The organism is Pseudomonas sp. zfem003 (assembly GCF_032621675.1).
GTDB classification, from domain to species: domain Bacteria; phylum Pseudomonadota; class Gammaproteobacteria; order Pseudomonadales; family Pseudomonadaceae; genus Metapseudomonas; species Metapseudomonas otitidis.
In genome coordinates this window covers 454,696-475,686 of record NZ_JAVYJG010000004.1, presented here as the reverse complement: position 1 = coordinate 475,686, position 20,991 = coordinate 454,696, and the positions used below count along the sequence as shown (strand labels likewise).

Sequence of the window (20,991 nt, the reverse complement as noted above, 5' to 3'; positions counted from 1 at the left end):
CTGCCGCCCGCCCGATGAGGCGGCCCAGGGCTGGGATGCCCGCGCTCCGGCATTGAAGACCGGCGCCCTGTGCGTCCTTTGCAAGGCTGATCGAACTCATGTCGTCGACGTTCCGCCCATGCACCCTTCGGGGTTTCGTTTCCTGTTCCGGCCTGTCCCTGGCCGCGCTCTGCCTGTCGGCCCACGCCGACAGCACCCTGACCCTCGGCACCGTGGAGGTGTCTGGCCAGGAGAGCGGCCCGCTGTCCAGCCGCGACATCCTCAGTTCGGTGGATGTGATCGGCAGCGATGTGCTGCAGCAGCAACCCGTGCAGTACAGCTGGGAGCTGTTCAACCGCGCCCCGGGGGTGATGCTCACCCAGTTCAACCAGGGCACCACCTCCGGCAAGCTGTCGTTCCGGGGCTTCAACGGCGAAGGCGAAGTCAACGCCGTGAAGCTGCTGATCGACGGCATCCCCAGCAACACCAACGACGGCAACATGCCGTTCATCGACATGGTCTACCCACTCGACATCGAGGACATCGAGGTGGTGCGGGGCACCAACGACCCGCGCTACGGCCTGCACAACATCGCCGGCAACGCCGGCATCCACACCCGCATCGGCGGCAACGACGGCCACCTGCGCCTGCGCACCGGCAGCTTCGACACCCAGGAGCTGCAGGCGGTCAAGGGCATCGAGTCGGGCAACTGGTCGCAGAACTACTTCGTCGCCTACCAGAAGAGCGGCGGCTACCGCGACCACGCCGACACCGAGCGCCAGAGCTTCGCCGGCAAGTGGTTCTACACCGCCGACGCCGGCTGGCGCGCCGGCCTGATCGCTCGCCACTACAGCGCCGACGCCCTGGAAGCGGGCTACCTGAGCCACGCCGATGCCAACGACGACCCGCGCCAGTCCTACGCCAGCAATGCCACGGACCAGGGCAACCGCGAGATGAACCAGCTCAGCCTGCACCTGGACGCCGACCTGGCCGATGACCTGGCCTGGTCCGCCAAGAGCTACGTCAACACCTTCAAGGACCAGCGCTGGACCCGCTACTGGCGCACCGTGAGCCAGCAGGAACGGGTGGCCGACGAAACCCAGTACGGCGCCCTCAGCAGCCTCACCTGGCGCCCCGTGGTCAGCGGCCTGCACGACTTCGCCCTGGAGGGCGGCGCCGAGGTGCAACGGCAGGAGAACGAGAGCCTGCGCTACCGCACCAGCCAGCGCACCCGCCTGGCCCAGACCCGCGACCAGCGCTTCGACCTGAACATCTATGGCGCCTACGTGCAGACGGTGATCGAGCCGGTGGAATCCTTGCGTCTGGTCCCGGCCTACCGCGTCGACCGCCTCTACGGCGACTACAAGAACGGCCTGACCGGCGAGCGTGCCGAGGTGAACGACTACGGCAGCATCCGCCAGCCCAAGTTCAGCATCGTCTACAGCCCCTGGCGCGAGGCCAGCCTGTACGCCAACTGGGGCCGCACCTTCCAGGTCGGCGTCGGCTCCGGCGCCTACCGCCTGGCCAGCCAGAGCGACGACCTCAAGCCGTCCATCAACGAAGGCTGGGAAACCGGCCTGAAGTTCAGCCCGGTGCAGTGGCTCGACGGCCGCATCGCCTACTGGGAGCAGCACGCCACCGACGAAGTGCAGCGCAAGCTCAACGACGCAGTCGGCGATTCGGAGAACGTCGGCGAGACCCTGCGCCGGGGCTATGACCTGCAGCTGAACCTGACCCCGGACGAGCGCACCCGCGTGTGGCTGTCCTACTCGCGGCAGTTCTCCGAGATCCTTGAACCCAACCCGAACCTTCCCGCCAGCAAGGGCCGGGAAATGGACCATGTGCCCCATCACCTCTACGCCCTGGGCGCCGAGTACCAGGCCACCGAGCGCCTGCAGCTGAGCGCCTGGCTCAACGGCCAGAGCGACTACTACCTGGAGCGCACCAACAGCACCGGTGAGTACGGCGGCTTCGTGCTGCTCAACCTGGGCGCCACCTACCGCCTGACCGAGTCCGTGAGCGTGGACATGCAGCTGAAGAACGTCGCCAACCGCTACTACGAGTACGTCTGGTACGACTCCACCGCCGGTGTGCAGCAGGACCTGCACGCCCCCGGCGACGGCCGCGCGCTCTATGCCGGCCTGACCCTGGACTTCTGAGGCGGATGCCCATGCGCCCGGTCCCTTCGTCCTGCCCAGGTGAGCGTCGATGAACGCGCGCCTGCGCCGGCTGGGCGCGCATCTCGGGCTGCTGGCCCTGGCGCTCATCGTGCTGGGGCCGCTGGTGGCCCGCCTGCAGGCCCCCGTGCAGGACTGGAGCTGGCTGCAGGCGCTGGCCTGCCACGCCGGCGGCGTCCAGGCCAGCCCGGGGCCGGCGCCCCTTCCGTTGCAACCCAAGGCGCTCGAAGCCCCCACGCTGACGGTGCTGGACGCCTGCGGCTACTGCTCGCTGCTGCTCAACTCCCCGGCGGCCACCGGCCCGCTCTGGCAGCCGCTGCCCTGCGCCCACCCCGGTACACCGGTGTGCTCGGGCCAGCCCCTGGCGGCGCTTGCCGCCCTGCACTTCCCCTCCTCCCGCTCCCGGGCGCCTCCGGCCATCGCCTGATCGTCCGTCACCGGCCGGCCTGCAACACCGGCCGAACCCAGGGTTAGACGGGCCAAGAGGCCCGCGATGACAAGGAGCGTGAGCGATGCGTTCACCCAAACTCAGGTCCACCCTCTCCACCCGCCGCGCGGGTGGCGAGCAACCCTTTCCCGACTACCCCAGCAATGCGCGGTCGTTCATTGCGCTGGACACGCGGTTGCTGCCGTACTGGCACATGCTGTTCGACCTCTGCCCGGTGCTGCTCAAGCTCGATCCGCCGGAGGGCGTGGGGCTGTTCCGCGCCTTCATGGTCTGGGCCTACCGCCACCAGCCGGCGCAGGACTGGACCTTCCACATCAGCTTCTGCCGCTGGCTGCTGCAGTCCGAGTACGCCCCCCAGGTGAAGGCCGCCCATGTGGAGAGCCTGCTCTCCGCGGCAGCGGCACGCTGGATCAACAGCGACCCCAGCGAGGCCCAGGGCATCCTCCTGGCGTGCAGCGCCTTCCCCATGACCACCGTGGAATGGAAGGAAGGCAACGCCGTCGGCAGCGACGCCGATATCCAGGTGCTGCCGCCGGCACGCTTCGACTTCGCCTGGTCGCCCCTGGGTCGTGGCGGCATCGGCAGCTTCCGCCGCTGGCTGAGGATCCACGATTGAACCTGCGACAGCCTGCCGCAGGCACCTGTCCGGCGTGTAACGGCGCCTGCCGGGTACCCGGCTGCGGCAGGCCGTCGCAGTTGAGGGGGTTTTCACGCCCCCACTAGGATGGCGGGGCCCCGAACCTGGAGTTGTCCTTGGCAGGGCTTCCACGGTTGGGTTCGGGGCCCCCCTCGAATCGACACCGTCGATGACGACCCTCCCGCACGGGAGGGTCTTTTTTTCAGGCTGTCGGGCCCGGCAAGATAGCGCCCGGCAGACGCCACCGTGATCCGATAACAACACCCAAGATGAGGAATCCCCGATGAAAGCCATCCTGCTCGCTTTCGGCCTGCTGTCCCTGGGCGCCATCCAGACCGCCCAAGCCGCCCAGGACCCGGAAGCCGTGTTCAACCGCGCCTGCGGCATGTGCCACAACGGCCAGTTGCCCCAGGCTCCGAAGAAAGGCGACCAAGCCGCCTGGGCCCCGCGCCTGGCCCAGGGCAACGACACCCTGGTCAAGCACGTCACCGAAGGCTTCAACGCCATGCCGCCGCGCGGCCTGTGCATGGACTGCTCGGCCGAGGACTACAAGGCCGTGATCGAGTGGATGAGCAAGTAACCCGGTAATGCCCTTCGCGGCGCCTGTCCTTGGGCGCCGCTTCCCTAGCCGTTCACCCGCCCCGTCAACCCGCTCAGGGTGTCCGCCAGCTCCCGCGTGCGGCTGGAGGTTTCCTCGGTCAGCAGCGCTGACTCGCGCAGCGTGCCGATCATCCCGCCCAGTGACGCCACTTCGTCCGCCTGCTGCTGGATGTGCCCGGCCACCACGGTGATGGCCTGGGACAGCTGGTCGACGTCGGTGCCGATCTCGGCGGCGTTCTTGTGGGTGATCTGCGCCAGGTTGCGCACCTCGTCCGCCACCACCGCGAACCCGCGTCCCATTTCCCCGGCCCGCGCCGCTTCGATGGCGGCGTTGAGTGCCAGCAGGTTGGTCTGCCCGGCGATCTGCTGGATGACCTGGACGATGGACTGGATGCGCAGGCTGGAACGCGCCAGTTCGTCGGCGCTGCGCACCACCGTGGAGCCCTGCTCGGTGAGGCTGCGCACGGTCTGCTCGGCCTGGCCGGTGACTTCGCCCTGGCGGGCGATGTTCTCGGTCAGCACGTCCATGCTCTGGTGCAGGTCGTCGGCATGCAGGCGCAGCTGTTCGCCGATCTCCCGCTGGTTGCTCTCCGCGGCCTGCAGCACGCGGCCCAGGTCGGCCAGGCCCTGGAACACCGGGCGGATGTGCTCGTCCAGGCCCTCGCTGTCGACGCTGCTGCTGTAGTCGTGGCGCTTGAACGCCTCGATCTGGCTGACCACCACCTGGCTGAGCCCGGCCAGCTTCTTCACCTGGCGGCGCAGGAAGAAGGCCTTGAACTCGCCGTAGTGGATGGGGAAGCGGTCCATGTACTCGTCGGTGAAGGCCTCGCCGGGCGCCACCTGGAAGAAGAAAACCGCTGTCAGGGTCTGGTTGAGGTTGAGCCCGAGGATCTCGCCGAAGGTGGAGAACCCCACCACCGGCACCTCGCCGAACACCCCGCTCATGCGGCCCAGCTCGTCACCGTTGTTCAGGCGCCGGAGGATGCAGTCGTTGAGCAGCCCGAGCAGCGGCGTGCCGCCCTTGCCACGGAGGAACTGGGCGAAGTCGCGGCGGGTCGCCTCCACCAGCGAGGTGCGCTTGACCATCACCAGCTCTTCTCCCGGCGCCACGTCGCAGAACAGGTGCACCACCTCGCGCTGCAGGTCGATCTGGGCGATGGAGCGCACGAACAGCTGCTCGCCGACGCGAATGGCGAAGGAGTATTCCGCCAGGCGCCGCTCCAGTTCATCCGGGCGGCAGCCCAGTGCCTCGCACAGTGCCGTGACCATGCTGACGATGCGCCCCTTGGCGTCCACCACCTGGCGGATGCTGCGCTCCTCCAGGGACGCGGTCAGCACGCTGAAGCTGACGCTGGTGGGCTCGAAGTTCTGGCTCTTGAACACCCCGAAGCGGATGCCCGGCGCGCTCTTGAGGAACACCACCAGGGCGTGGTTCTCGTAGCGCTGGCGACCGTCGTGGAGGAAGGTCTGGCGGAAATCCCCCTTGCCCCCAGCCGAGCCGCCCACGAACAGGCAGGGGAAGCGCCCGCATTCGTAGAGCGCCTCCATGAAGAAGGATTCCGAGGCCGACAGGCCATCGAACAGCACGTAGGCCAGGGTGTCGTGGGCATCGATGGGCGTGGTCACCCGCAGGTTCTTCAGTGACTGGGTGAGCCGCGCGATGCGCTCGCGCAGCGCCATGCGGGCACCGCCCTGGCGGATGTCCTGGCTTTCCAGCGGCACGCTGACCACCTCGGCCGAGGCGATCACCGAGCCATCGAACAGGGCCAGCACCACCCGGTCCCACTGCCCGGAAGCATCGCAATAGAGCCGCCCGCCGCCTTCGCACAACTCGCCGGCGCTGCTGCTCAGGCTCAGTGCCACGCCGGGGAAGCGCTCGCTGACCTGGCGGGCCACCCGGTCGATGTCCAAGTGCGGGGACACATACCCGGTGATGAAGGTGGGCCGCAGCGAAAGCGCGGCCAGCTCCCGGGACAATTCGGCAGACGAACAGCTCAGGTGGCGCGCAGCCGCGCGGGACGAGCCGTTGGCAGTGAAGCGACTGAAGACACCCATGACGGCCTCCAAAGGGCACCCTGATTATTTTCCCCAGACTATAGAGGGCTATTCCTACACGTCTGTAGTTCTTTGGGATGTCCTGCGACAACGTTTCGCAGCGACCTACAGGGCCGACGCCTGAACGCTGACTGAATGAAACGCAGGAGGCGATTGACCCCCTTGTGGGCCGGGCGTAGATTCCGCCCGCCTTCCCACCCGAAACAGGAGAACCCCTTGGACAGTTGCCCCGGTCGATTGCGACAGGGCTGAACAGCGAGCACGTCCAGCGGTTCCCTCCGCCGTCGTCTCGCTGCCTTCAGCGGACGGTGGCCCGACGCCCCTTCCTTGACGTTCACCGACGCGCTGCCTGCGCGACGGCGACGCCTGCCTGTGCAATCCACGCCCCTTCAGCGCCGGTCACCCGGCACACACCCCGGCCCCCTGGCCGGACACGAGGTGGAACATGGATTGGAAAGTCTTCCTGCTGCGGGTCGCCGCAGCGCTCGTACTCGGCGCCCTGATCGGCGCCGAGCGTCAACTGCGCCAGCGCCTCACCGGACTGCGCACCAATGCCCTGGTGAGCACCGGCGCCTGCCTGTTCGTGCTGATGAGCCAGGGCGTACCGGGCATGGCGGGCGATGCCTCGCGTATCGCCGCCTACGTGGTCTCCGGCATCGGCTTCCTGGGGGGTGGCGTGATCATGCGCGACGGCCTCAACGTGCGCGGCCTGAACACGGCCGCAACGCTCTGGTGCACCGCCGCCATCGGCGTGCTGTGCAGCATGGGCCTGCTGCTGGAAGCCGCCCTCGGCACCCTGGCGGTGCTCTGCGCCAACATCCTGCTGCGTGACATCGCCCAGCGCCTGAACCACCTGGACACCCTGCCCGGCAGCGAGGTCGAGCAGCGCTACAGCGTCGACATCGTCTGCCGCGCCGAGGACGAGATCCAGGTGCGCAGCCTGATGCTGCATGACCTGGAGGGCGGCAGCCTGCGCCTGCAATCGCTGCACAGCCAGGACCAGGCCACGCCCGGGCGCCTGGAGGTGCGCGCCGAACTGCTCGGCAAGCCCGGCACCACCACCCAGCTGGAGCGCCTGGTCAGCCGGGTGAGCCTGGAGAAAGGCGTCAGCTCGGTGCGCTGGCGGCTTCACGACCTGGCGGCGGACGCATAACCCATCGGCACCGGGCCCCTCGCCCGGCCCCTCGAACAGCCATCGCTCCACGAGTGACGAGGAAACCACCATGTTGATGTCCGCCCTGGGCCGGCGCCTGCTGGCCCTGTTCGACCACGGCCTCGGCCGCCATTTCCGACGCCGCACCTTGCTCGACGCGTTGCGCGGCCGGCGCACCGCCGCCACCCTGCCGCCGGCATTCGTCCAGCAACTGGAGGCGTTCGCCAGTTGCCCACCCGAGCAGCTGTTCCGGCAACTGGACAGCCAGCCCGGCGGCCTCGACCCGACCCAGGTGCAGCGGGTGCGCGAACGGGTCGGCACCAACCTGGTGGAACAGGAGAAGCCGCTGTCGCCCCTGCACCACCTCTGGCTCTGCTACTGCAACCCGTTCAACCTGCTGCTGACCGCCCTGGCGGTGCTTTCCTGGGTCACCGAAGACCTCCAGGCGGCGCTGGTGATCGGCTGCATGGTGCTGGTCTCGACGCTGCTCCGTTTCGTCCAGGAGACCCGCTCCAACCGCGCCGCGGAAAGCCTGCGGGCACTGGTGGACAACACCGCCAGCGTGCTGCGCCCCGGTGCGCCGTCACCCGACCGGCGCGGCGCGGTGGAAGTGCCGTTCCGCGACCTGGTGCCGGGCGACGTGGTGCTGCTGGCGGCCGGCGACATGATCCCGGCGGACCTGCGGGTGCTGGAGGCGCGCAACCTCTTCCTCAACCAGTCCGCCATCACCGGCGAAGCGCTGCCGGTGGAGAAGTTCGCCACGCCCCAGGGCCCGACGCCGGGCACGCCCCTGGAGCGCGACACCCTGTGCTTCATGGGCACCAACGTGGTCAGCGGCAGCGCCCGCGCGCTGGTGCTGGGCACCGGGCCGAACACCTACTTCGGCAACCTCGCCGCCCATGTGCTGGAGCCCGACCGCGAGCCCAGCGCCTTCCAGCAGGGGGTCAACAAGGTCAGCTGGCTGCTGATCCGCTTCATGCTGGTGATGGCCCCGGTGGTGCTGCTGGTCAATGGTTTCACCAAGGGCGACTGGCTGCAGGCCTCGCTGTTCGCCCTCTCCATTGCCGTGGGCCTGACGCCCGAAATGCTGCCGATGATCGTCACCTCGACCCTGGCCAAGGGCGCCCTGGCGCTCTCGCGCAAGAAGGTGATCGTCAAGCGCCTCGACGCCATCCAGAACTTCGGCGCCATGGACGTGCTGTGCACCGACAAGACCGGCACCCTCACCCAGGACCGCATCGTGCTCGAACGCCACACCGATGTGCGGGGCCGCCCCTGCGACGCGGTGCTGGACGACGCCTGGCTGAACAGCTACCACCAGACCGGCCTGCGCAACCTGCTGGACGTGGCGGTGCTGGAGCACGGCGATGCCCAGCGCCGGGCGCAGCTGGCCGAGGCGTTCAGCAAGGTCGACGAACTGCCCTTCGATTTCGAGCGGCGGCGCATGTCGGTGGTGGTGGCGGAACACGGCGACGGCCACCGGCTGGTGTGCAAGGGCGCGCTGGACGAGGTGCTGGCGGTGTGCGACCGGGTGCGCCTGGACGGTGAGGAATTCCCCCTGCACGACGCCCTGCGGGCCGACATCCGCGAGCACGCCGCCCGCCTCAACGACGAGGGGCTGCGGGTGGTGGCGGTGGCCGTGCGGCAGTTCCCCGGGGACCGCCGCGACTACCGCGTGGAGGACGAGCAGGAGCTGGTGCTCACCGGCTACATCGCCTTCCTCGATCCCCCCAAGGAGACCAGCCGCGAAGCCTTGCAGGCGCTGCGCGAGCATGGCGTGTCGGTGAAGGTGCTGACCGGCGACAACGAGCGCGTGAGCCAGCGCGTGCTGCGTGAAGTGGGGCTGCCGGTGGAGGGCCTGCTGCTGGGCAGCGAGGTGGACGCCCTGGACGACCGCGAGCTGGGCGAACGGGCCGCCGCCTGCTCGCTGTTCGCCCGCCTGACGCCGGCGCAGAAGGCCCGGGTGGTGCGCCTGCTGCGCGAGCGCGGGCACGTGGTGGGCTTCCTCGGCGACGGCATCAACGACGCGCCGGCCCTACGCGCGGCGGACATCGGCATCTCGGTGGACACCGCCGTGGACATCGCCAAGGAGGCGGCCGACATCATCCTCCTGGAGAAGAGCCTGATGGTGCTGGAAGCCGGGGTTCGCGAGGGCCGGCGCACCTTCTCCAACATGCTCAAGTACATCAAGATGACCGCCAGCTCGAACTTCGGGAACGTGTTCAGCGTGCTGGTGGCCAGCGCCTTCCTGCCCTTCCTGCCGATGCTGCCCCTGCACCTGCTGGTGCAGAACCTGCTCTACGACCTGTCGCAGACCGCCATTCCCTTCGACAACGTCGACGACGAGCAACTGGCCAGGCCGCAGCAGTGGCGGGCCGACGAGATCGGTCGCTTCATGGTGTTCTTCGGGCCGCTCAGCTCGATCTTCGACATCCTCACCTACGCCCTGATGTGGTTCGTCTTCGCTGCCAGCACACCGGCGCACCAGACCCTGTTCCAGACCGGCTGGTTCGTCGAAGGGCTGCTGTCGCAGACCCTGGTGGTGCACCTGATCCGCACCCGTCGCCTGCCCTTCCTGCAGAGCCGTGCCGGCTGGCCGCTGCTGCTGATGACCCTGGTGATCGCCAGCATCGGCTTGCTGCTGCCGTTCTCGCCCCTGGCGGCGCACTTCAAGCTGCAGCCCCTGCCGCTGTCGTACTTCCCCTTCCTGCTGGCGCTGCTGCTGGGTTATGCCGCTGTGGTACAGGCCATGAAGGGATGGTTCGCCCGTCGCTACGGCTGGCAGTGAGCCCGCTCCGCCACCCGCCCGGGGCGGGTGGCTCTTTTATTTCGTTACGTAACGCAAAATAACGCCAATGCTGCTATTGGCCTTGATCTCAAGGGCTTGCAGGTTTCTGTTACGTAACGATAATCAGCCTCCTGAATCAGCCTTCCAGGCCACCCGGACATCTCCATGAGCCCAACCGCCCCTCCGCCGCGCAAGCGCGGGCGCCCCTGCAACGGCCAGGCCCAGAGCAACGCCGAACGCCAGCGTGCCTGGCGCCAGCGCCAGGCTGAACAGCGCGAGCGCCAGGCGCGGGACGACCACGCCAGCAGCTGCCTCACCGAGTTCCTCCGCCAGGAGCGCGACCAGGCCCAGGCCGCCCTGGTGGAGGCGCAACGCCGACTGGAAGCCCTCGAAGCCCAGGTCCGGCAGCTGCAGCAGCGCCCCGACGACCGCGATGCGGCGCTGCCCTGGTACCAGGACCACGGCCTGGAGGCGGTCTTCGTCCTGGAGTCACGCCTGCGGGAGGAGCGCATCTGGAAGCGGGTCGCCTCCATGGGCGCCTTCACCCGCCGCGACGTGGCCGAGCAGTGGCTGCAGACCATGCAGGCCCACAGCAGCATGATCGACTACCGCGTCACCCGGCTGCGCTTCTGCGGCGACTGAGCCCTCGCGGCGGAACAGCGTCACCGAAGCCCGCAGCTTGTGGCGGCCGAAAGCGCTCATGCGGGCGAACGCCTCCCGGCTCACCGGCAGGTGCTGGCAATCCAGGGGCTGCCGGCTGTGGTCGACATCGGGGTCGTGGAGGTAGACGAAATCCTCGTCGCACCCGGTGACCACCACCCAGTGCGGTGACTTGGAACGGGTCAGCCGGTAACTGCTGATCAACACCAGCAGCACCCCACCGGCCCGCAGGCCGCCGTCCAGTTCCGCCCAGGGCGCCTCCACCTGCTCCACGTCGGTGCCGGCCAGCGCATCGAGAAACACCTCGTGCACCAGGCGCATCACCGCGCGCTTGTCCTCGCTGCGCACGCCTTCGAGGAACAGCGGCCCGCGCCGGCTCACCTGCAGGCGCACCCGGAAGCCCCGTCGCCAGGCTGCCAGTGCCAGGCCCTGGGGGCTGCAGCCACCGTGGCCGGCGGTCATGAACACCGTGGTCGCCTCGCGCCACAGCTGCACTTCCTCGCGGCGCTCCATGGCCCGCTGCGGGTACAGCGCCGCCATGGCCATCAGCAGGCAGGCCGGGCCGCAGGTGAAGTCGGTGCTTTGCGGGTAATAGGGCACACGGCGGGTGCCGGCCTGGCGCGGCTGGCGGATGCGCTTCTCGTAGCGCAGCGCGCCGGCGTGGTCCTCGTAGTAGTCGTCGATCACCGCGAAGCGCCGGTAACCGGCGCGCTCGTAGAGGGCGATGGCCGCCGGGTTGTCGACCCGCACCTCCAGCCGCAGGTAGGCGCAGTCGTGCGCATGGGCGCAGCGTTCCGCCTGCTCCAGCAACTGCCGGCCGATACCCCGGCCCTGCAGGTGCCCGGCAATGGCCAGGGAATACAGCCGGGCCAGGGAGGTGCCCCGGTGGAACAGCACCAGGGCATAGCCCACCACCGCCCCCTCATGCTCCGCCACGGTGAAGGCGGCATGGGCACGGTTGACCATCCAGGCCAGGCTGCGGGGGCTGAGCCGGTCGTGGCTGAAGGTGCGGTTTTCCAGGGCCACCAGTTCGGGCAGGTCGGCCGCCCGAGCAACGCGAAAATCAAGTTTCATGGGAACTCCGTAAAGAGTGCGTAACGGTCCGGGACATTTCCAAAAGCGCGTGCTTAATAGAAAGCCTGTGTTCCCGAACGGATCGATAAATCCCATGAATGCGGTGCAGAACCGGTGGCAGGAAGTATTGGACAGAACACGAACGGCAGCAACTTTCAAATTGACGCCGATTCAAACGGAAGAACTTTCCAACCACCCCCTGATCATTGTCGAGCGGACCGAAGACTGGTCGGCCTACTTCCCCACGGATTACCTGATCAGCGCTCGCGACTACCTGGAACAGTCGCCCGGCGGGCCTTCCAGGCCGCGCGCACAGGTCATCAACCTGTGCCGAAACTACAAGTACCTGGGCCACGGTTATTACTGTTCGCTGTTGGCCGAGGCACGCGGACATAAAGTCATCCCGTCGGTGAAGACCATCAATGAACTGACCCGCAAGTCCATCTACGGGCTGGCGCTGGATGAACTTGAAACTTCACTGGACGATGCACTCGAACAACAACCCTGCGGCAATACCGAAGGGTTCACCTTGAGTCTTTATTTCGGCCATACCGAACTTGAAAGTCTCCAGGACATTGCCCGCCAGCTGTTCGAGGCCTTCCCCTGCCCGATCCTGCTGGTGGACTTCCGCAAGGGCGAACGCTGGCAGGTGACCGGTGTACGGCCGGGTGCCCTGCACCGCCTGCGGGACGACCAGCAGGACCTCTTCGCCGACGCCCTGGACCGCTTCAGCCGCAAGGTCTGGCGCCAGCCCCGCGCACCGCGCCAGGCCCGCTACGACCTGGCCATCCTGCATGACCCGGGCGAAGCGCTGCCGCCGTCCAACCCACGGGCCCTGCAGCGCTTCGTCGAGGTGGGCGAGCGCCTGGGCATCGCCGTGGACCTGATCGGCCGCAAGGACTATGCACGGCTCGCCGAGTACGACGCGCTGCTGATCCGCGAGACCACCAGCGTCGACAGCCACACCTACCGCTTCGCCCGCAAGGCCGAGAGCGAAGGGCTGGTGGTGATGGACGACCCCAGCTCCATCCTGCGCTGCACCAACAAGGTCTACCTGGCCGACCTGCTGGCCAGCCACGGGCTGGGCATGCCCGCCACCGAGATCCTCTACCGCGAACGGCTCGGCGAGATCGAGCAGGTCGGCGAGCGCCTGGGCTTCCCCCTGGTGCTGAAGATCCCCGACGGCTGCTTCTCCCGCGGGGTGATCAAGGTGACCTCCGCCGCCGAGCTGCGCCGCGCGGCCGGCGAGCTGTTCGAGCACTCGGTGCTGCTGCTCGCCCAGGAGTACTGCTACACCGAGTACGACTGGCGCATCGGCGTCCTCAACCGCAAGCCGCTGTATGCCTGCCAGTACTTCATGTCCAAGGGCCACTGGCAGATCTACAACCACAAGGCCAAGGGCGCCGACATCAACGGCGAGTGCCGCACCCTGCCGGTGCACGAGGCGCCACGTGCCGTGGTGGACCTGGCCCTGCAGGCCGCCGGGCTGATCGGCGATGGCCTCTACGGGGTGGACCTGAAGCAGGCCGGCGACCGCGTGGTGGTGATCGAGGTGAACGACAACCCCAACCTGGATGCGGGCATCGAGGACGCCTACCTGCAGGACGACCTCTACGCCCTGGTGCTGGAGGAGTTCATCCGCCGCCTCGATCTCCGCCGTCGCGGCCAGGCCTGGTGAGCCCATGCTCGACGCCTACCGCCTGGGCGACGGCCGCCTGCAGCGCACCTCCGAAGCGGACGCCAGCGTGCTGCTGTGCGTCGACCCCGATGCCGGCGAACGCGAGCACCTGTGCCGCACCTGGCAGCTGGACCAGCACGCGCTGGACTCGGCCCTGGACCCCGACGAGGTATCACGCATCGAATTCCACGGCGAGCGGCTGTTCCTGATCTGGAAGCGCCCGGAGCGCTGCACCGGGCAGGACGGCATGGTCTTCGAGGTGAGCGCCTTCGGCATGCTGCTGGAGCCGACGCGGCTGCTGGTGATCGCCGCCGGCGATTCGCTGCTGCAGGGGGTCGGCCAGCGCGGCGCACTCGCTACCCCACGCGACGTGCTGCTGGACATGCTGTTCAGCAGCGTCCACCACTACCTCGGCCACCTGCGGGTCATCAAGCTGGTGGCCCGCGAGCTGCAGGCCCGCTTCAACCGCTCGCTGGACAACAGCCACCTGATGCAGATGGTCAACCTCAGCGAAAGCCTCATCCACTACCTCAACGCCATCCAGAGCAACGCCACCGTACTGGTGCGCCTGCGCAACCACGCCGCCGAGTACCAGCTGGATGCGGCCGCCCTGGCGACCCTGGACGACCTGATCATCGAGAACGAGCAGTGCTACAAGCAGGCGCGGATCTACTCCACGGTATTCGCCGCGCTGATGGACGCGCGGGGCAGCCTGGCCAACCACGGCATCAACGACATGCTGCGCAAGCTGACACTGATCAACGTGGTGTTCCTGCCGCTCAACCTGGTGGCCAGCATCGGCGGCATGTCGGAATTCAGCATGATGACCGCCGGTGCGCCCTGGTGGGTCGCCTACCCCCTCCTGCTGCTCGGGATGCTGCTCCTGAGCGGCCTCATGCTGGCCTTTCTCAGGCGAATGGCGCACCCTCGCCACCAGCCCTGAGCCCACCGCACCCATTGGAAACGGAATCCATGATGCAGAACGCTCAACTCGGACTGGCCGTCTCGGCGATCATCGTCGCCTTCGGCCTCGTACTCTTCTATTTCGACCACCTGCGCGGCCCGCGCGGGCAACGGGACGAGGAGGACCCGGGACACTGACCGGCGGGGGCTTCGGCCCCCGCTTCCCCCTCACGCACAGGCCTTCCCGAGGCTGTGCACGCTCCACTCCCCACCTTCAGCCACGGCTGCGCTGCAGCCAGGCCGCCCCCAGCCCACTGAGGCAGACGATGCCGATGCCCACCAGGGTGGTCAGGTCCGGCGCGTGGGCGTACAGCAGGTAGCCCAGCAGCCCGGCGAACACGATCTGGCAGTAGCCGAAGGGCGCCAGCAAGGCTGCCGGCGCATGGCGGAAGGCCTGGGTCAGGAACAGGTGCGCCGCCATGCCCAGGGTGCCCAGGGCCACCAGCAGCAAGCCGTCGAACAGGCTCGGCAACTGCCAGAAGAACGGCACCAGCAGGCTCATCACCAGGGTGTTGCACACCCCCGCGAGGAAGTTGCTGGTGGTGGGGCTGTCGTGGGCCGAGAGGATGCGCGTCAGCAGCTGATAGGCGCAGAAACCCAAAGCCGAGCCCAGCGGGAAGAGGATCGCCGGGGTGAACAGCGCCCCGCCCGGGTGCACGATCACCACCACGCCGACGAAGCCCATCGCCACCGCCAGCCACTGGCCGGCGCTGACCCGCTCCTTCAGCAGCGGTGCTGAGAGCGCCGTCACCAGGATCGGCGCCAGGAAGTTCACCGCCGTGGCCTCGGCCAGCGGCACGAACTGCAGGCCGGTGGTGAACAGCAGGCTGGTGCTCAGCAGGCTCAGCGCCCGCAGCACCTGCAGCACCGGTCGTTGGGTGCGCAGCCCGCGCAGGCCGGCGCGGGGCAGGAACAGCCCGGCCATCAGCAGGCTGTGCACCAGGTAGCGCGCCCACACCACCATCACCACCGGGTACAGGCCCCCCAGGTGCTTGGACAGCGCGTCGTGCCCGGCGAACAGGAAGGTCGCCAGCAGGACCAGCGCCACACCGCGCAAGGGCTGGCTGACAGCGGCTGAAATCGGATCGCTCATGACACCTCGAGAACCGGCGCAAAGGCCGATGGATCAGAGACCGGCCAACAGCGCCAGGGTTCGCTCGCGCGCCAGGCACGCCCGCGCCTCGGCGCTCACGCCCTGCTCCAGCAACTGCCGGGTGGGGATCTCCAGGCTCAGGGGGATGCCTGCCGGCAACGCCCGCAGCAACCCCGCCAGGTCGCAGTCACCCTCCCCCGGGAAGCGCCGCTCGTTGCGCGCCTGGCGGAGGATTTCCTGCATGTCGTCCGGGCGCGGCCCGGCCACGTCGCACAACTGGGCGTAGCGCAGGCGCTGCGGCGGCAGGGCCCGCAGGTCCGCCAGGCGTGAGGCCGAGCGGTCGAAGTGGAAGGCATCCACCAGCACCGCACCATTGGGCTGGCCCGCCCGCTCGACGACCCGAGCCGCCTGGCCGAGGTCGCGGGCGTCGGTCCAGGGCATGAACTCCAGGCTGACGTGCAGCCCCAGGGGCGCCGCGCGCTCGCACAGCTCGGCGAAGCGGTCGGTCAGCCGGGCTTCATCCGGGTCGTTGCCGGCCACCAGCACCTCGCTGGCGCCGAACTCGGCCCCGGCTTCCAGCACGGCGGCGAAGTCCGCCACACAGGTCTCCGGCTTCAGCCGCAGGATCTCGATGTCCAGCACCTGCACCCCGGTATCGCCCAGGCGCTGGAGGGTGCGCCGACGCAGATCGGCATCGGCCACCACGGGGAAGTGGTGCTCCTCCGGCGTCGCCGGGATCAGCCGCAGGCCCACATGGCTGTAGCCGGTGCGGGCGGCCACCTCGACCATGTCCGGGGGTGCCAGCTCCAGCACCGTCAAGGCGGCGAGCGACAGCGCACGGTCAGCCACGGCTGGCCTCCTGCCAGGTCGGCATCATCGGGAAGGCATGAAAAAACCGGCCAGGCAGCCGGTTGGCAAAGGACGGGACGGACACGGGGACCTCACAGCAAGGGGGTTCTGAAATCGGCTTCGCGTTATTTAGAACAGAGTTCCATTTTTACGCAATAGGCGATCTTCACCGCCCGTGGCGAGGCCCAGCGGATCACGGGAAGAGTTCGGACGCCTGGCTCGCGTCGCCCAGTTCAGTGGACGCAGCCAGCAGGCACGGGGCCAGTTCGTGCATGCGCGCCTCCGGCAGGCGGGCGCTGGGGCCGGCCACGCTGAGCACACCGATGACCTGGTCAGTGGCCGGATGGCGTACCACGGCGGCCATCGCCGACATGCCCACGGCGGAGCTTTCCACTACCCAGGCGTAGCCGCGCTCGCGGGCGCGGCGAAGGCGCTCCAGCAACTCGATGTTCGAGCGCGGCGCGTTGGGGCCGAAGCCGGCCGGGTCGGCGATGCCCTGGCGCTCCACCAGGGCCAGCGCCTCGGCGTCGCTCAGGGCCGCCAGCCAGGCGTGCCCCGAGGCGGTGTAGAACAACGGCGCGTCCCGGCCCATGTCCGGGTCGTAGCGCAGGCCGGAGCGAGCCCCCTGGGACTTGGCGATCCAGGTCAGCCGCCCCCCCTCGGTCACGCCCAGGCGCACCAGTTCGGCGCTCTCCTGGGCCAGGCGGTCGAGGATCGGCTGGACGATGTCCGCCCCGCTGCTGGCCAGGTGGCGGAAGGCCATGGCCACCAGCCGCGTGGACAGCTGGTAACGGCTGTTGTCGGGGTTCTGCCGCACGTAGCCGAGGCGGATCAGCTCGGCCAGCATGCGGTGGGTCGCGCTCTTGGGGATCTGCAGCTCATCGGAGAGGGCCTGCAGCGCCAACCCCTGGGGGTCGGAGGTCAGGCGTTCGAGGAGGCTGAAGGCACGTTCGATCTGGCTACCGGCCATGGCGTGGGTCCTGGGTGAGGGTGCGGCGATTCTAGAAGACACAGCCCCCAGGCCGAAACCTGGAACGCATCCGTCGTTTCGCGCATAAATGTACGAACCAGTTAGTTTTCGTTCGCTGATCGAACACAAGCGCCTTCGGCGAATTGAACGGCGCCCAGCCTGCAACCACTATCGGCCCAGGCCCGGCGCCCTGACGCCGGCGACCCCAATAACGACAAGAAAGGTCATCCCGATGCACCCCACCTGCTTCCTCGCACGCCTTCGCGCCCCTGATCGCCAGCCCGCTGCCGCCTGCCCGGCACCGCACAGCCCGCGCCCAGCCTGATCACCCGCTACACGCCCATCGCCCATTCGCCAACGCCGCGAAGGGGCTCCTGCGCCCCGACAACAACAAGACAGAGGCCACCATGCCCCTCACTCATCGCCACGCCCTGCACACCACCCTCCTGGCCAGCACCATCGCCCTCGCCAGCCAGGCCGCCCAGGCTGCCGAAAGCCCTGGATTCATCGACGGCAGCAGCGCCACGCTGAACCTGCGCAACTTCTACATGAACCGCAACTTCGTCGGCACCAGCACCCAGGACCAGGCCGAGGAGTGGACCCAGAGCTTCATCCTCGACGCCAAGTCCGGCTTCACCCAGGGCACCGTCGGCTTCGGGGTCGATGTGCTCGGGCTCTACGCCCTCAAGCTCGACGGCGGCAAGGGCACCCGCGGCACCCAGCTGTTGCCGGTGCACGACGACGGCCGCCCGGCCGACGACTTCGGCCGCCTGGCGGTGGCCGGCAAGATGAAGGTCTCCAACACCGAACTGAAGGTGGGCGAGTGGATGCCGGTGCTGCCGATCCTGCGTTCCGACGATGGCCGCTCACTGCCGCAGACCTTCCGGGGCGCCCAGGTGACCTCCAGGGAGATCGCCGGCCTGACCCTCTATGGCGGCCAGTTCCGCGGCAACAGCCCGCGCAACGACGCCAGCATGGAAGACCTGTCCCTGATGGGTAAGGCGGCCTTCACCTCCGACCGCTTCAACTTCGCCGGCGGCGAATACAGCTTCAACGAGAACCGCACCCTGGTCGGGCTCTGGTACGCCGAGCTGCAGGACATCTACCGCCAGAACTACCTGCAGGTGGTGCACAGCCAGCCCCTGGGCGACTGGACCCTGGGCGCCAACCTCGGCTACTTCACCGGCCGGGAAGACGGCTCCGCCCGGGCCGGCGACCTCGACAACCGCACCTGGTCCGCCCTGCTCTCCGCCAAGTACGGCAGCAGCACCTTCTACCTGGGCCTGCAGAAGGTCAGCGGCGACGACGCCTGGATGCGCGTCAACGGCACCAGCGGCGGCACCCTGGCCAACGACAGCTACAACTCCAGCTACGACAACGCCAAGGAGCGCTCCTGGCAGCTGCGCCACGACTTCAACTTCGCCGCCCTCGGCGCGCCCGGCCTGACCCTGATGAACCGCTACATCCACGGCAGCGACGCCCATGTCGGCGGCGTGACCGATGGCAAGGAATGGGGCCGCGAGAGCGAGCTGGCGTACGTCATCCAGTCGGGCACCTTCAAGAGCCTCTCGGTCAAATGGCGCAACTCCAGCCAGCGCCGCGACTGGGGCAACACCAACAGCTTCGACGAGAACCGCCTGATCGTGAGCTACCCGCTCTCGCTGCTCTGACGCCCCCTCCTCGCTGGACCTCGGGCCCGCCCTGGCGGGCCCTTTTTTCGTGCCCGCCACCTGGCACCGGCACGCCGGAACCTTCTGTTTCCCTTATCCATCCACGACACCGGCTGCCGTTTCGCTGGTCGCCAGGTTGCAAACCGCCAAACCTCCTCAAGAATGAATACCGACCCTCCAGGTATTCAGCCCCTGATGCCCGCCTCCCAGCCCTTTTTCAAACGCCTGAAGCAGCTGTGGCTCGCCCACGACCTGGCCTTGATCGGCCAGCGCCGCGAGCGGCGCATGCGCATGCTGGCCAGCCTGGTGATGCTGGTGATCGGGGTGCTCTGGGGCGCCGTGTTCGCCGCGCGGAGCGCCTGGCTGATCGTGGCGATGGACCTGCTGCTGGTGCTCTGCGGCATCGGCGTGCTGGCCCTGACCCTGCGCAACCGCGCGCGCAGCGCCAACCTCCTGCTGTTCGCCGTGCTGGTGGTGGTCATCAGCATCTCCACCCTGCTGCTGGACGAGCCCAGCCCGGCAGCGCCACGGGCATCCCACCTCTACCTGTTGCCGGTGTCGGTGGCCGCGCTGATGGCCTTCCGTGATGAGCCGATGTGGCTGCGCTACGGCGTGTCGCTGTTCTGCCTGGCGCTGTTCACCGTCATGGCCTCCACCTCCTGGAGCCCTGGCCTCGGCTACGGCCTGCCGGACGAGCTGCGGGTGATCGGCTCCTGGGTGCAGAGCATCGCCGCGGCGGTGATGCTGTTCCTGCTGCTGCACATCCTGCAGACCGATGCCGCCGAGCGCTCCGAGCTGGACCGCGACCTGCGCACGGCCCTGCGGGAGCAGCAGTTCGTGCTGCACTACCAGCCGCAGTTGGACATCCAGGGGCGCGTGCTCGGCGCCGAAGTGCTGATCCGCTGGCAGCACCCGCAGCGCGGCCTGCTGGCACCTGCCGAATTCATCGACCACGCCGAGAAGACCGGGCTGATCATCCCCATCGGCCAGTGGGTGCTGCACGAGACCTGCGCCCAGCTGGCCACGTGGAAGGCCATCCCGCTGTTCCGCGAGCTGCGTCTGGCGGTGAACATCAGCCAGAACCAGTTCCGCCAGCCCACCTTCGTCAACGACGTGCTGGGGCTGATCCAGCAGTCGGGCATCGAGGCGCGCAACCTGGAACTGGAACTGACCGAGACCCTGATCGTGCAGGACATGGAGGACCTGTCGCGGAAGATGGCCGCCCTGGTGGAACACGGCGTGCGCTTTTCCCTCGACGACTTCGGCACCGGTTTCTCGTCCCTCAGCCACCTCAAGCGCCTGCCCCTGGACAAGCTGAAGATCGACCGCTCCTTCGTCTGCGACGTGCTCACCGACAGCAGCAGCGAAACCATCGTGCGCACCGTCATCGCCCTGGGCCAGAGCATGGGCATGAGCGTGATCGCCGAGGGCGTGGAGACCCAGGCGCAGCAACGCTTCCTCGCCGACAGCGGTTGCCTGCAATACCAGGGCTACCTGTTCAGTCGCCCGCTGCCGCTGCAGGCGTTCCAGGCCTTCGTCAGCGAACGCGCCGAGCGGCAGGCCGACGCCGCCGGCTGACCCTCAGCGCTCCGCCTGCATCAGCGCATCGTGCTGCTCCCGGGGCAGTTCGAGGCGTATCGGCAACTCGGCCGCACCGGGCAATTGGCTGATCCGCTCCAGGTCCTGGAGCACCAGGTGCAACGGACGGAAGGTGTTGATCAACACGTGGGGGTGCTCCCCCTCCTGATGGGTGCGGATGCGGTACTGCCGCCACTGGTGGATGCGGCTGCCCTCGCGGTTGACCTTGGACTCCATCACCAGGTCCTGCAGGGCCGCGAAGGGGATGCGCACCTCCCGCCCCGGCTCCGACTCGCGTGCCGGCACCAGCTTCAGCAACAGGCCCTCGGCATCGAAATAGGCCTCCTCGCGCGCCGGCGGGTGCAGCCAGCAGCTCACCCCCAGCATGACGAGCGGTACCACCACGGCACCCAGCAGCCCCAGGGCCACCAGCCACTCCTGATCGCTCCAGAAGCCCAGCACGAACAAGCCGAGCATGCCCAGGATCACGGCGAGGATGAGCTTGCCCAGCGTGCTGTTGACGGGAGCCAGGGGTTGCAGGCGTTCGAAGTCGGTGTCGACGAAATGGACGTTGCTCGCGAAGAGACGAATGCGTGGCGTGCTCATGGACCTTCCGTGG

General features: G+C 68.3%; 17 protein-coding genes and 1 pseudogene. 11 read left to right on the top strand and 7 right to left on the bottom strand.

What is annotated here, in order from left to right:
• The first annotated feature begins 98 nt into the window (after positions 1-98).
• The 4 genes from RTK35_RS11065 to RTK35_RS11050 all read left to right on the top strand — a co-directional run bounded on the left by RTK35_RS11065 (position 99) and on the right by RTK35_RS11050 (position 3,821).
• Positions 99-2,138, top strand: coding sequence for a TonB-dependent receptor (locus RTK35_RS11065; RefSeq protein ID WP_316908005.1), 2,040 nt, complete (start codon positions 99-101; stop codon positions 2,136-2,138).
• Positions 2,139-2,187: 49 nt separating this feature from the next.
• On the top strand, positions 2,188-2,583 hold the full coding sequence (locus RTK35_RS11060) for a DUF2946 family protein (protein WP_316908004.1): 396 nt from the start codon (positions 2,188-2,190) through the stop codon (positions 2,581-2,583).
• 85 nt (positions 2,584-2,668) lie between these two features.
• The gene (locus tag RTK35_RS11055; protein ID WP_236215078.1) at positions 2,669-3,220 is read left to right on the top strand and encodes a putative natural product biosynthesis protein; all 552 of its coding nucleotides are present in this window, start codon (positions 2,669-2,671) and stop codon (positions 3,218-3,220) included.
• Between the two features lie 304 nt (positions 3,221-3,524).
• A complete protein-coding gene (locus RTK35_RS11050) occupies positions 3,525-3,821 on the top strand; it encodes a c-type cytochrome (protein ID WP_182850051.1) in 297 nt (98 codons plus the stop codon).
• A gap of 44 nt (positions 3,822-3,865) precedes the next feature.
• On the opposite strand, the gene RTK35_RS30545 is transcribed toward RTK35_RS11050, so the two are convergent.
• Together RTK35_RS30545 and RTK35_RS30540 are read right to left on the bottom strand one after the other, a co-directional pair.
• Positions 3,866-4,369: a methyl-accepting chemotaxis protein gene (locus tag RTK35_RS30545; RefSeq protein ID WP_371320941.1), complete on the bottom strand. Its 504-nt coding sequence runs from the start codon at positions 4,367-4,369 to the stop codon at positions 3,866-3,868.
• A 420-nt stretch (positions 4,370-4,789) separates the two neighbouring features.
• Positions 4,790-5,896: pseudogene (locus RTK35_RS30540) on the bottom strand (FIST signal transduction protein); the annotation flags it as partial.
• Positions 5,897-6,341: 445 nt separating this feature from the next.
• Here RTK35_RS30540 and RTK35_RS11040 point away from each other — a divergent pair.
• Positions 6,342-7,049, top strand: a complete 708-nt coding sequence (locus RTK35_RS11040; protein WP_044402634.1) for an MgtC/SapB family protein — start codon at positions 6,342-6,344, stop codon at positions 7,047-7,049.
• 70 nt (positions 7,050-7,119) lie between these two features.
• The gene (gene mgtA, locus RTK35_RS11035) at positions 7,120-9,837 is read left to right on the top strand and encodes a magnesium-translocating P-type ATPase (protein ID WP_316908002.1); all 2,718 of its coding nucleotides are present in this window, start codon (positions 7,120-7,122) and stop codon (positions 9,835-9,837) included.
• Positions 9,838-10,326: 489 nt separating this feature from the next.
• On the opposite strand, the gene rimI is transcribed toward mgtA, so the two are convergent.
• The gene (gene rimI, locus RTK35_RS11030; RefSeq protein ID WP_222899332.1) at positions 10,327-11,571 is read right to left on the bottom strand and encodes a ribosomal protein S18-alanine N-acetyltransferase; all 1,245 of its coding nucleotides are present in this window, start codon (positions 11,569-11,571) and stop codon (positions 10,327-10,329) included.
• Between the two features lie 94 nt (positions 11,572-11,665).
• Between rimI and RTK35_RS11025 the strand changes: the two genes are divergently transcribed.
• The 3 genes from RTK35_RS11025 to RTK35_RS11015 are packed head-to-tail and all read left to right on the top strand — an operon-like array spanning position 11,666 to position 14,350.
• Positions 11,666-13,249 (top strand): RimK family protein, encoded by a 1,584-nt coding sequence (locus RTK35_RS11025; protein ID WP_142009010.1) that lies wholly within the window; start codon positions 11,666-11,668, stop codon positions 13,247-13,249.
• Between the two features lie 4 nt (positions 13,250-13,253).
• Positions 13,254-14,192: a magnesium transporter CorA family protein gene (locus RTK35_RS11020; RefSeq protein ID WP_044402622.1), complete on the top strand. Its 939-nt coding sequence runs from the start codon at positions 13,254-13,256 to the stop codon at positions 14,190-14,192.
• 32 nt (positions 14,193-14,224) lie between these two features.
• Positions 14,225-14,350, top strand: a complete 126-nt coding sequence (locus RTK35_RS11015; RefSeq protein ID WP_260845184.1) for a hypothetical protein — start codon at positions 14,225-14,227, stop codon at positions 14,348-14,350.
• Between the two features lie 76 nt (positions 14,351-14,426).
• Here RTK35_RS11015 and RTK35_RS11010 read toward each other — a convergent pair whose 3' ends face one another.
• The 3 genes from RTK35_RS11010 to RTK35_RS11000 form a co-directional block, all read right to left on the bottom strand.
• On the bottom strand, positions 14,427-15,305 hold the full coding sequence (locus tag RTK35_RS11010) for a DMT family transporter (protein ID WP_316908001.1): 879 nt from the start codon (positions 15,303-15,305) through the stop codon (positions 14,427-14,429).
• Between the two features lie 33 nt (positions 15,306-15,338).
• The gene (locus tag RTK35_RS11005; RefSeq protein ID WP_316908000.1) at positions 15,339-16,154 is read right to left on the bottom strand and encodes a sugar phosphate isomerase/epimerase; all 816 of its coding nucleotides are present in this window, start codon (positions 16,152-16,154) and stop codon (positions 15,339-15,341) included.
• Positions 16,155-16,347: 193 nt separating this feature from the next.
• Entirely contained in the window at positions 16,348-17,124 is a 777-nt protein-coding gene (locus RTK35_RS11000; RefSeq protein WP_316907999.1) for an IclR family transcriptional regulator, read from the bottom strand.
• 407 nt (positions 17,125-17,531) lie between these two features.
• Between RTK35_RS11000 and RTK35_RS10995 the strand changes: the two genes are divergently transcribed.
• Positions 17,532-18,794 carry an OprD family porin gene (locus tag RTK35_RS10995; RefSeq protein ID WP_316907998.1) on the top strand — a complete coding sequence of 421 codons (1,263 nt, stop codon included), beginning with the start codon at positions 17,532-17,534 and terminating at the stop codon, positions 18,792-18,794.
• A gap of 195 nt (positions 18,795-18,989) precedes the next feature.
• Positions 18,990-20,372, top strand: coding sequence for an EAL domain-containing protein (locus RTK35_RS10990; RefSeq protein ID WP_316907997.1), 1,383 nt, complete (start codon positions 18,990-18,992; stop codon positions 20,370-20,372).
• Between the two features lie 3 nt (positions 20,373-20,375).
• On the opposite strand, the gene RTK35_RS10985 is transcribed toward RTK35_RS10990, so the two are convergent.
• On the bottom strand, positions 20,376-20,978 hold the full coding sequence (locus RTK35_RS10985; protein WP_182850060.1) for a hypothetical protein: 603 nt from the start codon (positions 20,976-20,978) through the stop codon (positions 20,376-20,378).
• Positions 20,979-20,991: the final 13 nt, after the last annotated feature.

Excerpts from the sequence above, each read along its gene's own strand:
- RTK35_RS11065 (WP_316908005.1), top strand. The coding sequence starts at position 99 with ATGTCGTCGACGTTCCGCCCATGCACCCTTCGGGGTTTCGTTTCCTGT.
- RTK35_RS11060 (WP_316908004.1), top strand. The coding sequence starts at position 2,188 with ATGAACGCGCGCCTGCGCCGGCTGGGCGCGCATCTCGGGCTGCTGGCC.
- RTK35_RS11055 (WP_236215078.1), top strand. The coding sequence starts at position 2,669 with ATGCGTTCACCCAAACTCAGGTCCACCCTCTCCACCCGCCGCGCGGGT.
- RTK35_RS11050 (WP_182850051.1), top strand. The coding sequence starts at position 3,525 with ATGAAAGCCATCCTGCTCGCTTTCGGCCTGCTGTCCCTGGGCGCCATC.
- RTK35_RS30545 (WP_371320941.1), bottom strand. The coding sequence starts at position 4,369 with ATGGACGTGCTGACCGAGAACATCGCCCGCCAGGGCGAAGTCACCGGC.
- RTK35_RS11040 (WP_044402634.1), top strand. The coding sequence starts at position 6,342 with ATGGATTGGAAAGTCTTCCTGCTGCGGGTCGCCGCAGCGCTCGTACTC.
- mgtA (WP_316908002.1), top strand. The coding sequence starts at position 7,120 with ATGTTGATGTCCGCCCTGGGCCGGCGCCTGCTGGCCCTGTTCGACCAC.
- rimI (WP_222899332.1), bottom strand. The coding sequence starts at position 11,571 with ATGAAACTTGATTTTCGCGTTGCTCGGGCGGCCGACCTGCCCGAACTG.
- RTK35_RS11025 (WP_142009010.1), top strand. The coding sequence starts at position 11,666 with ATGAATGCGGTGCAGAACCGGTGGCAGGAAGTATTGGACAGAACACGA.
- RTK35_RS11020 (WP_044402622.1), top strand. The coding sequence starts at position 13,254 with ATGCTCGACGCCTACCGCCTGGGCGACGGCCGCCTGCAGCGCACCTCC.
- RTK35_RS11015 (WP_260845184.1), top strand. The coding sequence starts at position 14,225 with ATGCAGAACGCTCAACTCGGACTGGCCGTCTCGGCGATCATCGTCGCC.
- RTK35_RS11010 (WP_316908001.1), bottom strand. The coding sequence starts at position 15,305 with ATGAGCGATCCGATTTCAGCCGCTGTCAGCCAGCCCTTGCGCGGTGTG.
- RTK35_RS11000 (WP_316907999.1), bottom strand. The coding sequence starts at position 17,124 with ATGGCCGGTAGCCAGATCGAACGTGCCTTCAGCCTCCTCGAACGCCTG.
- RTK35_RS10995 (WP_316907998.1), top strand. The coding sequence starts at position 17,532 with ATGCCCCTCACTCATCGCCACGCCCTGCACACCACCCTCCTGGCCAGC.
- RTK35_RS10990 (WP_316907997.1), top strand. The coding sequence starts at position 18,990 with ATGCCCGCCTCCCAGCCCTTTTTCAAACGCCTGAAGCAGCTGTGGCTC.
- RTK35_RS10985 (WP_182850060.1), bottom strand. The coding sequence starts at position 20,978 with ATGAGCACGCCACGCATTCGTCTCTTCGCGAGCAACGTCCATTTCGTC.